11 protein-coding genes and 1 pseudogene are annotated in these 12622 nt (G+C 63.6%); 5 read left to right on the forward strand and 7 right to left on the reverse strand.

The window, feature by feature from the left end:
• On the reverse strand, positions 1–815 hold an 815-nt coding region (locus AC1DO7_RS37210; protein WP_477117297.1), incomplete at its 3' end, for a quinone oxidoreductase family protein.
• A 581-nt stretch (positions 816–1396) separates the two neighbouring features.
• Between AC1DO7_RS37210 and AC1DO7_RS37215 the strand changes: the two genes are divergently transcribed.
• The 4 genes from AC1DO7_RS37215 to AC1DO7_RS37230 all read left to right on the forward strand — a co-directional run bounded on the left by AC1DO7_RS37215 (position 1397) and on the right by AC1DO7_RS37230 (position 5259).
• Positions 1397–2599: a CaiB/BaiF CoA transferase family protein gene (locus AC1DO7_RS37215; RefSeq protein WP_441620669.1), complete on the forward strand. Its 1203-nt coding sequence runs from the start codon at positions 1397–1399 to the stop codon at positions 2597–2599.
• On the forward strand, positions 2596–3414 hold the full coding sequence (locus AC1DO7_RS37220) for an enoyl-CoA hydratase (protein WP_477117298.1): 819 nt from the start codon (positions 2596–2598) through the stop codon (positions 3412–3414). Before AC1DO7_RS37215 ends, AC1DO7_RS37220 begins: the two co-directional genes overlap by 4 nt.
• 80 nt (positions 3415–3494) lie before the next feature.
• Entirely contained in the window at positions 3495–4460 is a 966-nt protein-coding gene (locus tag AC1DO7_RS37225; RefSeq protein ID WP_441620672.1) for a Bug family tripartite tricarboxylate transporter substrate binding protein, read from the forward strand.
• Positions 4461–4554: 94 nt separating this feature from the next.
• Positions 4555–5259, forward strand: coding sequence for a glutathione binding-like protein (locus AC1DO7_RS37230; RefSeq protein WP_441620674.1), 705 nt, complete (start codon positions 4555–4557; stop codon positions 5257–5259).
• A gap of 213 nt (positions 5260–5472) precedes the next feature.
• Here the strand turns inward: AC1DO7_RS37230 and AC1DO7_RS37235 are convergent, their stop codons facing one another.
• From AC1DO7_RS37235 to AC1DO7_RS37250, 4 genes and pseudogenes are all read right to left on the reverse strand, one after another.
• Positions 5473–6423 (reverse strand): Bug family tripartite tricarboxylate transporter substrate binding protein, encoded by a 951-nt coding sequence (locus AC1DO7_RS37235; protein WP_441649921.1) that lies wholly within the window; start codon positions 6421–6423, stop codon positions 5473–5475.
• Between the two features lie 148 nt (positions 6424–6571).
• The gene (locus tag AC1DO7_RS37240; RefSeq protein WP_441620676.1) at positions 6572–7330 is read right to left on the reverse strand and encodes an SDR family oxidoreductase; all 759 of its coding nucleotides are present in this window, start codon (positions 7328–7330) and stop codon (positions 6572–6574) included.
• A gap of 57 nt (positions 7331–7387) precedes the next feature.
• A complete protein-coding gene (locus AC1DO7_RS37245) occupies positions 7388–8071 on the reverse strand; it encodes a fumarylacetoacetate hydrolase family protein (RefSeq protein ID WP_441620678.1) in 684 nt (227 codons plus the stop codon).
• A 26-nt stretch (positions 8072–8097) separates the two neighbouring features.
• Positions 8098–8915, reverse strand: a pseudogene (locus AC1DO7_RS37250) (NAD(P)-dependent oxidoreductase).
• Between the two features lie 107 nt (positions 8916–9022).
• Between AC1DO7_RS37250 and AC1DO7_RS37255 the strand changes: the two are divergent.
• Positions 9023–10165: a citrate synthase family protein gene (locus tag AC1DO7_RS37255; protein ID WP_441620682.1), complete on the forward strand. Its 1143-nt coding sequence runs from the start codon at positions 9023–9025 to the stop codon at positions 10163–10165.
• 113 nt (positions 10166–10278) lie between these two features.
• Here the strand turns inward: AC1DO7_RS37255 and AC1DO7_RS37260 are convergent, their stop codons facing one another.
• Positions 10279–11421 (reverse strand): Bug family tripartite tricarboxylate transporter substrate binding protein, encoded by a 1143-nt coding sequence (locus tag AC1DO7_RS37260; RefSeq protein WP_441620684.1) that lies wholly within the window; start codon positions 11419–11421, stop codon positions 10279–10281.
• A gap of 137 nt (positions 11422–11558) precedes the next feature.
• Positions 11559–12515, reverse strand: coding sequence for a Bug family tripartite tricarboxylate transporter substrate binding protein (locus tag AC1DO7_RS37265; RefSeq protein WP_441620686.1), 957 nt, complete (start codon positions 12513–12515; stop codon positions 11559–11561).
• Positions 12516–12622 lie beyond the last annotated feature (107 nt).

A 12622-nucleotide genomic window follows, 5' to 3' on the forward strand; every position in this document is an offset into this window, starting at 1 on the left:
CTGATGAACGTCCGCAGTGTTGGCCTGCACACCATCAACGATCTGGCATGCAGCCGCTGCAGATCAAAACGCTCCACATCGCCGGAGGCAGTGCCGTAGTTGATCGCCATGCCTAGCGGCTTCAGGCAGTCGAGCGAGGGCAGGAAGACATCCTTGCCCACCGCGTCATACACCACGGCCACGCCTGCACCCTTGGTGAATTCCAGGGTGCGGGCCACGAAATCCTCGGTGCGGTAGTTGATGACATGGTGGCAGCCGTATGCCTGCGCAATCGTCGCCTTGGCGTCAGACCCCACCGTGCCGATCACCGTGGCACCCAGTGCCCGCGCCCATTGCGAGAGGATCTGGCCCATGCCGCCGGCAGCAGCGTGGACCAGAACGGCATCGCCAGGCTTGACGACGTACAGCCGGCGCAACAGATACTCGGCGGTCAATCCGCGCAGCAGGCTTGCACCGGCCACGTCTTGCGGGAATCCGTCGGGCAATGGAATCACCCGCGAAGCCGCCACGTTTCGGACTGCCTGGTAGGCCCCCGGCTGAAAGCAGGCAACCGGCTGGCCAAGCCGCAATCCCTCGACTCCGGACCCCAGCGCATTGATCACGCCCGCCCCCTGCGAGCCCAGCGTGATCGGGAACGGCGCGGCGCTGTGGGGCCCGTGCTCGCCGCGCCGCTGATAGATGTCGGCGAAGTTCAGCCCGATGGCGGACTGGCGGATCCGCACTTCTCCCGGGCCCGGTTCGCCGACGTCGACCGTCGAGATTTCGAGTACCTCCGGGCCACCGTGGCTGTGGATGCGGATAGCGGTTGTTTCCATGTGAATTCCCCAACGGAAGTGCTTTGCATGGTTAGGAGACGACGACGCTGGCGTCGAAGCCTGCGGCCGAGACCGTGCAGCCGCGCACATTTGCTCGCAGTGGCTTCCTCCCGGCGATGCCTTTCGGGGCTCCGTCGAGACGGTAAGGCTGGACTTGCGACATCTGTGTATGCATAACGTCGCTTATTTTAGCGTCATAATCGATGCGAAACCACAGTATAAATACTTACAAGTGTGTTGTGTATTTTTAACTGCTACCAACGTACACTTAAGCCATGCATTCGCGATCATGAATCGGCTTGCAGGAGACAAACGTGCCGTTGCGCATAAAGCACTTCCATGCGTTCGACAGGCGCGGGAGCCCGTTGGCAACATCTCGCGCCTTGCCGCCCGACTTTCGTAGTGCTCCGCCAGCACGGCCGTGCCAGCAAGCCAAATGCGCTCACCACGCTGCGCCAGCATTTCGCCTCCTGCCCACGCTTGCCTGACATCGGGCGCTGTTTCGTTCGTCCGTTGCCCGCGGCTGCGGGATTGCAGCCGCGGGCAACCCTACAACCATGCCTTTGGAGAGTGCTCCTTTCATGCCTGACCAACCCAAGCCCAGCCTTCCACTTTCCAGCTTCAAGGTCCTGGACCTGACCATTGCGCGCGCCGGCCCCACGGCGGTCCGGCTGCTTGCGGACTGGGGAGCGGACGTGACGCGAGTCGAGCCACCGCCATTGAAGGACCGTGGCTCGGTCACGGGCCGCCGGCGCGAGTCGGACGAGCAGAACCTCCACAGGAACAAGCGCAGCCTCTGTATCGACCTGAAGACGTCGCAGGGCGCGGAGGTGCTCAAGCGCCTGATCGCGCAGAGCGACGTCGTGGTGGAGAACTTCCGCTCCGTCGTCAAAGAGCGGCTGGGGCTGACCTATGAACAACTCAGGCAGATCAATCCCAAGATCATCCTGGCCAGCATTTCCGGCTTCGGCCAGGAAGGGCCGTACAGCGAGCGTCCCGGCGTGGACCAGATCGTCCAGGGCATGTCCGGGCTCAGCTCGGTCACCGGCGAGCCCGGCCGCGGTCCGGTCCGGGTCGGCATCGCCATCTCCGACACCACCGCGGGCATGTTCCTGGGTCAAGGGATTCTGCTGGCGCTGCTCCATCGCGAGCGCACCGGCGAGGGCCAATGGGTGCATACCTCGCTGCTGGAGGGAATGCTCAACAAGCTGGACTTCCAGGGCGCGCGCTACACGGTCAAGGGAGATGTGCCGGTCCAGGAAGGCAACGCGCATCCCACCCAGGTTCCCATGGGCACCTTCGAGGCCAGCGATGGGCTGGTCAATATCTGTGCAAGCACGCCGCCGATGTGGGCCGGCTTCTGCGGGGCATTGCGGGCCGAGGCCTTGCAGGCGCACCCTGACTATCAGGACATGCAGGCGCGCGTAGCGCATCGCCGCCAACTGGACGCGGACATCAATGCGGTGACCCGGCAATTCACCGTGGCCGACCTGGTCGCGCGCCTGAATCCAGCCGGCGTGCCCTGCGGCCCGGTCTACGACATCGGCCAGGCCTTTGAAGATCCGCAGGTCAAGCACTTGCGCATGACGCGTCCCGCGACGCATCCGGTCCTGGGGACGGTCGATCTGATCCGTTCACCGATCAACCTTTCCTCCTTCCCGCATCCCGACCAGTTCCATCACGCGGCCCCTGACCCCGGAGAACAGACCGAAGCACTGATGACGGAACTGGGCTACGCCCCTGACGAGATAGAGCGACTGAAATCCGCGGGAGCGATCGCGTGACCGCCGCCACCGCACGCGAACTGCCGCTCGCCACGGCAAAGATCATCGCGCAGGCTGACCAAGGCATCGGCTGGCTCACATTCAACAACCCCGCGCGACGCAACGCGATGTCACTCGAAATGTGGCAGGGACTGGGCGAGGCGATCAAAGCCTTCCAGGCCGACCCGGAAGTGCGCGTGGTCGTGCTGCGCGGCGCCGGCGGCCGGTCTTTCGTGGCGGGCGCCGACATCTCGGAGTTCGAAGAACATCGTTCCAATGCCGAGCAAAAGAAGGCCTACGCGGACATCGCGTCTGGTGCGCACACCGGTCTGGCACGCTTGAGCAAACCGCTGGTAGCGATGATCGAGGGCTTTTGTATCGGCGGCGGCCTGGCCCTCGCGCTGAGTGCCGACGTCCGCTTCGCCACRCCGGGCTCGAAGTTCGGCATTCCAGCCGCCAGGCTGGGGCTGGGCTATGACTACGCGGGCATCGCCGCGCTGGCACGCCTGGTTGGCCCGTCGACGGCAAAGGACATGCTGTTCAGCGCACGCTTTCTCGAGGCCGATGAGGCCCTGCGCATCGGCMTGGTCAACTTTGTCGTCGATGAAGCGCAGATTGCGCAGCAAGTGCATGCATATGTGGGCCGCATCGCTGGCAACGCGCCGCTGACCGTGCATGCAGCCAAGTCCGCCGTACGAGCGTTCGAACGGTACTCGGCCGCGCAAGACGCCGAGGAGAYCTCTGCGCTGGTCGATCGCTGCTTTGACAGCGATGACTACCGGGAAGGCCGCCGTGCGTTCCTTGAAAAGCGGGCTCCGGTGTTTACCGGGCGTTGACGTCACCACGCAGGGATTGCGCGCCGGCGATGCCGATCCGCCAGCGAGCGCGTCCCAATCCATAAGGAAGGAGACGATCCATGACTCAAGCCCACATCGCGGCGGCCCTCCTCATCACGATTTCCGCCCTCCCGGCCCAGGCCGAGACCTACCCGAACAAGCCTATCCGCATCCTAGTCGGCTATTCGCCATCAGGAGCGGCCGATTTCGTCGCCCGCATCGTCGGGGACGCGATGGCAAAGGAGCTTGGCCAGCCCATTCTGATCGACAACAAACCCGGCGCCGGCAGCACACTGTCGTCGTCGATCCTGTCACGGGCGGCGCCCGACGGCTACACGCTGGGGCTGGCAACCGGTACGCTGTATGGCATTGACCAGGCGCTCTACAAGGCCAGGTACACACCGGCGGACTTCACGGCCATCACCAGGCTCACGGTGTCGCCGCTGATTCTCGCGGTCAACAAGGACATGGGCATTGCCAACCTGAACGACCTGATCGCCTACGCCAGGAAGAAGGGGCCTGGCGAACTGAACTATTCGTCCTCGGGCGTTGGCGGCCTGCCGCACATTGCCGCACTGTCGTTCGAAAAAGCCGTGGGCGTGAAGATGACGCACGTACCCTACAAGGGCGGCGGCCCGGCACTGCAGGCGGTGGCTGCAGGAAACGTGCAGTTGTCCTTTGGCACCGCCGCCTCCGTGTTACCGCTTGGCCGCGGTGGCGCGCTGCGCATGCTGGGCGTCACCACTCCCCGGCAATCGGCTATTGCGCCGGACCTGGCACCCCTGGCAAATGCAGGATTGCCAGGCTTCGATTTCACCTTCTGGTTTGGACTGTTCGGCCCTGCCGGTTTACCGCCGAAGGTATCGGACCGGCTCTTCGCAGCAGCCAGCAAGGTGCTGGCCGACCCACAGCTTCAGGCCAAGCTGCTCGGCACTGGCAGCGAGGTCGCGCCCTCGAAATCGCAGGCCGAGTTCCGCACGTGGGCGGAAGACAACACTCGCGTGATTCTCGAACGGCTCAACCAGGCCGGAGTGAAACCCGAATAGCTCGCAGGATGCGCAGCGCACCGAGCCGGGCGGCCAGCTCTGCCCTATGCACGCACCGACCTCTAAGAACCTTCATCAGAGCAACTCGCACCCAATGACCCAAGCTCCCATCGATCTCTTCTCCTGGCCCACGCCCAACGGGCAAAAGATCCACATCATGCTGGAGGAAGCCGAGCTTCCCTATCTGGCCCACCCGGTCAATATCGGCGCTGGCGATCAGTTTCAGCCCGATTTTCTCGCCATCAGCCCGAACAACAAGATCCCTGCGATCGTCGATCCGGACGGTCCGGACGGCAAGCCCATCTCGATATTCGAATCCGGTGCAATCCTGCTTTACCTCGCGACCAAGAGCGGCCGGTTCCTGCCGACTGACGACCACAAGCTTTACGATGTCCTGCAGTGGCTGATGTTCCAGATCGGTGGCGTTGGCCCGATGCTCGGGCAAGCGCACCATTTCAGGCTGTATGCGCGTGAGAAGCTGCCGTATGCAATCGACCGCTATACCAATGAAGCGAGACGCATCTACGGCGTCATCAACAAGCAGTTGGCCAAGCGCAGCTACATTGCCGGTGACGCATACTCCATCGCGGACATCGCGATCTTTCCCTGGCTGCGTAGCTGGGAAAAGCAAGGCATCACGCTCACCGACTATCCTCACCTCAAGGCATGGTTTGACAAGATCGCCGAGCGTCCCGCCGTCCGGCGGGGCCTGAAGGTCATGGCGGAACTGCGCAAGCCGGAAGGAGACGACAAGGCCCGCGAAATTCTGTTCGGCAAGACGCAATATCAAACGAGATAGCTTGGCAGACGAGCGAGAAGGATGGCCTGTATTGCCACGAGTGGGCCGATCGCTCCGTAACCGCGAGCAATCATCCCGTTTTCAGCAGTCCGAACAAGCGCGTGGCTCTTAAGAGCTACATTCTTCGGCGAGGCTGCATTTGCCGGGTGCCCACAACCTGTCGACATTGACCTGACGATCATCGAACGGCAGGCCTACGAAAGCAGGTGGCCGCTACTCCAACTGAATTCCCGCCTCCTTGACCACTTTCCCCCATTTCGCAAGGTCCGATCTGATCAGTGCCGCGTAATCCTGCGGCGTACCGCCTTGCACCTCGATGCCAGCGGCTTCCAGTTTGGCTCGTACTTCCGGAAGCTTCAGCGCGGCGTTGATCTCGGCGTTGAGCTTGGCGACGATTTCCTTCGGCGTGCCTGCGGGCGCCAGGAAGCCACCGTTCGTGTTGGCATCATAGCCCTTCAGCCCTTGCTCCTCGGCAGTGGGCACGTTGGGCAATGCCTTGGAACGCTTGCGCGTAGAGACGGCAATGGCTCGTACATTGCCAGACTTTACCTGCTCCTGGATGGCGCTGATCGTGTCGATATAGAGCACGGTGCGACCCGCGATCAGGTCAGGATGCGCCGCGGAGGAGCCCTTGTACGGCACCAGCAGCACCGGCACGCCGCTGACCATGCGGAACATTTCGGCGGCCATCTCCTGTGCGCTGCCACGTCCGGACGTCGCCACCTTGGCCTCGGCGGGATTGGCCTTCATCCAGCTCAGCAGTTCGGGCACCGTCTTGACCGGCAGCTTGGGATAGGCCGCGAACACCAGCGGGATCTCGTGCGTATAGACGATCGGCTCGAAGCTCTTTTCGGGGTCCCAGCCCAGATTCTTGAACAGGAACTTGTTGATGTTGTGGCTGCCGCCGACGATGCCGATGGTATAGCCATCGGGCTTGGCGTTGGCAAGAATCGCGGTGCCCAGGTTGTTGGACGCGCCGGGGCGGTTCTCGACGACGAACGGCTGGCCGAGCTTGACCGACAGCTTTTCGCCGACGACGCGGGCGATCAGGTCAATGCCACCGCCGGCCGGCGCCGGCACGATGATGGTGACCGCGCGGGCCGGATAGTTGCTCTGGGCCGAGGCCGCGCCGGACATCATCATCATGACGGCGCAGCCGGTCATGGTGCCGATCAAGGTCGCGAGGTGGCGTGTGGGGATTCGCATGAAGAGTCTCCGTCTGGATGCTGGTTAACTGATGTCAACTCTGTTGGCGTCCCACGGATGCGAAGCCGTGGGAGCGCGGTAATCGGTGTCAGCGGTATCGGCGGTGTCAGCCGCGGCCGACGAACGGCATTGCGCTAGCCATGACGGTCATGTTCAGGACGTTGGCGTCAAGCGGCAGCGATGCCATGTGCCGCACGGCATTGGCAACGTGGCTGACGTCCATCATCGGTTCCGGCGCGATGGTGCCGTTGGCCTGCCGCACGCCGCGTGTCATGCGTTCGGACAGCTCGGTCAGCGCATTGCCGATGTCCACCTGGCCCGCGGCGATGTTGTAGGCGCGGCCATCGAGCGCCAGTGCCTTGGTCAGGCCCGTGACAGCGTGCTTGCTTGCGGTATAGGGCGCGGTGAAGGGGCGCGGCGTGTGGGCGGAGATCGAGCCGTTGTTGATGATGCGTCCGCCTTGCGGCGACTGCCGGCGCATCAGCGCAAACGCGGCACGCGCGCACAGGAATACGCCGGTGACGTTGGTGTTGATGACGTTGAACCACGCGTCCAGCGACAACTCATCCATCGGAACCGCTGGCGCGTTCACGCCTGCGTTGTTGAACAGCATGTCCAACCGGCCAAATTCGCGTTCGATCGTGTCGAACAGTGCCTGCACGCTGGCAGGATCGGTCACGTCGGTGGGCACGGCCGCCGCGGTTTGCCCGCGTGCGGCGGCGGCGGCCACCAGCGTCTGCAGCGGTTCGGCGCGCCGGCCGGCCAGCACGACGGTCCAACCGTCATCGAGCAGGGCCAGTGCGGTGACACGGCCCACGCCGCTGCCGGCTCCTGTCACCAGCGCGATTTTTCTGGATGCATTCAAGATGGTCTCCAATGGGAGGTTGTGATGTCGACAGGTAGTACAGGGGTAATGCTGCGCTTACCCGGTGACGGTTAGCGTGAATTCACCGATGCCGTCCACGCCGGCGTGGACCACGTCGCCACGTTGCAATGGCCCCACGCCCGCTGGCGTACCGGTGAAGATCAGGTCGCCGGGCATCAGCGCCACGGAGCGGGACAGCATCGACACCAGTTCCGCCACCGGCCAGAGCAGCCCGGACAGGTCGGCACGCTGCCGCTCGGCCCCGTTGACCGAAAGGTGGATCGCGCCTTCGCCCGGATGTCCGCAGCGCGACGCCTCTACGATCGGACTACACGGCGCCGAATGGTCGAACGCTTTCGATGGCTCCCATGGGCCACCCGCCCGCTTGGCCTGCTGTTGCAGGTCGCGACGCGTCATGTCCAGGCCGACTGCGTAGCCCCAGACATGGTCCGATGCATCGCGCGGATCGATATCGCGCCCCCCGCGCCCGATCGCGACGACCAGTTCGACCTCATGGCAGAACTCGTCGGTGCCGGGCGGATAGGGCAACGCGTCGCGAGCCAGTTCGACTGCGGTGGCCGGCTTCATGAACCAGGCTGGCATGTCGGGCGGTGCCGGTTCGTCGGGCGTCCAGCGGTAGTTGCGACCGATGCAGAACACCCGGGCGATCGGGAAATGCGTGGTGCTGTCCGCGACGGGTAGCGCGCACGGCACTGGCGGCGGCAGAACGAAATCGATCATGAGGTTCGTGCTCCGAAGCTGCTGGCTCAGGTGGTCAGGCTCATCGTGGGGCGCTTGCCACCCAGGGCTTGCGCCACGCTGTCCAGCACCATGCGAGCCATGGCACCGCGCGTTTCCCACGTGGCGCTGGCCCGGTGCGCCTGCAGCGTGGTGCGGTCAGACTGGCGCAGCGTCAATGGCACGCGCGGCTCCTCGACGAAGACGTCCAGCCCCGCGCCAGCAATACTGCCCGCACCAGCGCATCACTGTCGCGCGCCAGGTCGATCAGGTCGGCCACGAATGTATGCGGCACGTCGTCCATGGCGCGCAAATCCGTATAGCGGATCGGACAGCCAAAAGCCGCCGCCCGCGTGGCCACGGCGCGACCTACACGGCCCATGCCGACGATGCCAACGCGCATGCCACTGAAGCGGCGCGCCAGCGGAATGGCGGACGGCGAGGGGTGAAGTTCCCACTGGCCGTCCCGGACAAAGCGGTCGCCTGCGCAGATGTTGCGGCATGCCGCGATCAACAGACCGATGGCCAGRTCGGCCACGTCYTCGGTCAGCGCGCCCAGCGTSGCGGTGACGGGCAGGCCACGCTCGCGGCAATAGCCCAGGTCCACTGCGTCGGTGCCCACCCCATTGACGGCCACCACTTTCAACGAAGGCAATTGTTCCAGCATCGCGCGGGAAATCCCGGTGTGACCGCCGGTGATCACCGCCTGGATGGACGCGCCATGTTGCCGCAACCATGCGGCCTGGTCCTGGATTTCGAAGTATTTGTGGACCTGATAGAGCGCGGCAAGCTCTTCGTTCGCGGCGGGAATCAGGATGGGATTCAGTTGCAGTATCTGCGGCTTCATGAGCAGTGGATGTCAGGCATGGAAGGTGGACACATCGTAGGCAATAGTTGATTACCAACGCAATCTTGATATATAAAATCAATATAAATTAGCCAAGCGAGTGACGAATGGGAGCCTGGATATCGATGGAGGAGGCGTGTACGTGCCTGGGAGTACGGCCGCAGACGGTGTATGCCTACGTTAGCCGTGGCAAGATCGAAGTCGTGTCCGACCCCATTGACACGCGCCGCAGCCTGTACCGCGCCGAGGACGTGGCGACGCTCGCCAAGCGCAAGAAAGCGGGGCGCAAATACGAGACGCTGGCCACCAACACGCTGTTCGGTGCAGAGCCAAGTATTCCGACCGCAATTTCCACGTTCGTGCGGGAACGGCTGTACTACCGGGGGCAGGACGCCGTGGCGCTGGCCGGATCAGCCACGCTGGAAGAGACTGCGCATCTTCTCTGGGATGCAGAGCAACTGGTAGATTTCTCGTCGTCTGCCCGAGTGACCCGTCCTGGGCGCGTGGCGGCCTTCAAGACCCTGGCGGAACTTGCCGCGACGGGACATTCCACACATGGGCGCATGACGCGCGTCCTGCATGGCGAAGGCCAGAGCTTGGTGGGGCAACTCGCAAATTCATTCGGCGCGCAGCCGGGACAGCAGCCGTTGCACATCCGCTTTGCACAAGGCTGGAAGCAGCCGGCGCCGGTGGCGGAACTGTTGCGCACCGCCATGGTCCTGCTGGTCGACCATGAGCTGACGAGTTCCGCATTTGCCTCGCGGATCGCGGCGTCCACTGGCGCATCGCTGCCGGCGTGCCTGTTGTCGGGCCTGACCACGCTGTCCGGCCCATTGCACGGCGATGCCTCGGGACGAGTGAAGGCGCTGTTCAGTGAACTGGAGCGTCAGGGCGAGGACGAAGTCATTGCCCACCACCTCTCCACCGGTCTGCCGCTTGCCGGATTCGGGCATCACCTTTATCCCGAAGGCGATCCCCGCGCGACTGCGCTGCTGAATCTGTTCGACCCACCGCCCGTGATCGCGCGCTTCATCGAGAAGGCGACTCGACTGACAGGTCTGCAGCCCAACATCGACGTGGCGCTGGCGGCCTTGGTGACGCACTACGGACTGCCGGAAGATGCGGCATTTGGCCTGTTTGCAACCGCCCGCAGCGTGGGGCTGCTTGCACATAGCCTGGAGCAATTGAGCGTCGGGCAGGTCATTCGTCCGCGCGGCCGCTACGTTGGACCCGCGCCTGAGCGGCACTAAGGATCTAAGGAGCCGGACGGCGCGAAGGAGAGCGTGCAAAAATCGGGGAGCGCCGATTTCGACACCTTCTACTCCGATGTGACTATCCGACTTCTGCACCCATCCCGCGGCAACTATTGAACCGAGATGTTGTGGTCTTTGATAACTTTTGACCAGACGGTGGTTTCCCGCTTGAGCAGGGTACGCAATGCATTCGCATCGCCGCTCTGCGGTTCCGCTCCCATGCCGGCTAGCTTGTCCTTTACTTCCGCGGTTTCCACGGCAGATCGCACTGCGCTCTTCAGGGCGGTAACGACCTCGGGCGGTGTCTTGGCTGTCACGAAAACGCCAAACCAGCCCATTGCCTGGAAATCGGGAACGCCGGAGGCCGCTACGGTCGGCAGATCCGGGAGCAGCGTCGTCCGCGACGGGCTGGTGACAGCAATCCCGCGCAGTTGTCCGCTCTTGATGTAGGGGGTCAGGATAGCCACGTTGTCAATACCTGCCTGCAGCCGCCCGGCGAGCAGGTCGGGCATCAGTGCGCTGGTCCCCTTGTAGGGCACATACTGCATGTCGACTCCCGCCTGGCTCTTGATCAGTTCCCAGCCGAGATGCTGCGCGGTACCCGGCGTCGACCCGGCGTACGAGATCTTGCCGGGATTGGCTTTCGCATACGCCAGCAGTTCCGGCAGACTCTTCACTGGTAGTGATGGATGCACGACCATCACATACGGAGACGTTGCGATGATGCCAAGCGGCTCGAGGTCTTTTTCCGGATCCAGCTTCGTTGTCGCGAAGAGCGCCCGGTACGTTGCCAGTTGCGATGATGCCATCAACACGGTGTACCCATCCGCGGGCGCCTTTGCCACGCTTTCGGCGGCAATCAGGCCACTAGCGCCGGTACGGTTTTCCACCACGACGCTTTGACCCAGCGACTGACTCATCTTGGCCGCAATCAAACGGGCGATCACATCCGTCGTCCCGCCTGCTGGCGTGCCGACCAGCATGCGGACCGGCGCGGCCGGATACTTGGGCTGCGCCGACACGGCCGCCGTGGCCATCGCCATCAGCATGCCTGCCATGCATTGCAATACCGCTCTGGTCGTTCGCATCGTGTCTCCTTCGGGTTGTGCGACAAGGATTCCAACTGAATACCCCGGTGCCAATGCTATTTTCCGCTTCGACACCGGGCTTTCCCATTCCACCTCAGCCGCTTCGAGCGGCGGCTTGAGAGAAATATTGATAGCGTCAACGTAGCCCCAGCTAAACGTGTCCACGACTTCGTGGACACTCGGGAGTTGGCGCGGGTCGCGGCGGGGATGCCGGAGTGACGGAAATACCTCGCTCTACGTGACCCGGGGTCGCGCCCGGACAACGCCATACGAATCGATCGCGTTGTCCAGGCTGGCAGTCATCAATCTGCCGTGATCATGCCCACCTCGATGACCTTCTTCCAGCGCGCATACTCCGACGCCTGGAACGCCGTGAACTGCTCCGGCGTATTGGCGACGATCTCGAAACCCAGGTCGAGCAGCTTGGGCTTGACCGCCGGGTCGTTGAGCGCCGCGACCACGGCGGCATGCAGCTTGGCCTTGATCTCCGGCGGCAAGCCCTTGGGCGCTGCGACGGCCTGCCACGAGTAGACCGTCACGCCCTTCACGCCAGATTCTTCCATGGTCGCCACGTCCGGCAGGATCGGCGAGCGCTTGCTGCTGGTGATGGCAAGCGCGCGCAGCTTGCCGGCCCTGATATGCGGGATCGCGGTGTTGATGTTCATGAAGGTGGCATCGACCTGTCCGCCAAGCAGGTCGTTCAGCGCCGGCGCGCCGCCCTTGTACGGCACGTGGAGGCCGGTGGTGCCGGTCTGCTGCCAGAACAGCTCCGCGGTGAGGTGGTCGCTGGTGCCATTGCCGGCCGAGGCGAACGTCATCTTGTTGGGATTGGCTTTTTCGAAAGCGATGACATCCTTCAGRCTCTTGTGCGGCGAATTGACGGGTACCGCCAGCACGTTAGGCGCCTGCACCGCTACGCTGATGTAGTCGAAGTCCTTGAGCGGATCGTAACCGGCGTTCTTGCTCAGGTGCGGCCCGATCACGAACGGTCCCAGCGACGACACGAACACCGTGTAGCCATCGGCCGGCGCGCGCTTGGCCATGGCGGCGCCGATCATGCCGGCTGCGCCCGGCCTGTTGTCGATCACGAAGCTGCCGCCAAACTGCGCCTGAAGCTTGGCACTGAGGATGCGGGCGACATTGTCGGTCGATCCGCCCGCGGGAAAGGGAACGAGCAGCGTCACGGGCTTTTCCGGCCACGCGGCATGCGCGGTCACCATGGCTGCACCCAGCAGCAGAGATGCGATCAGCTTTTTCATCGGTTGTCTCCTTTTTGTTCTCACGACCTGGTGTGCAGGTCTTGCTTACGACTGATTGCCAAATTCGGTGTGTTCGCGCGTCCAGGCCCGGGCCTGCTCGCTCATCG

Source organism: Cupriavidus sp. 05N40, assembly GCF_056397305.1.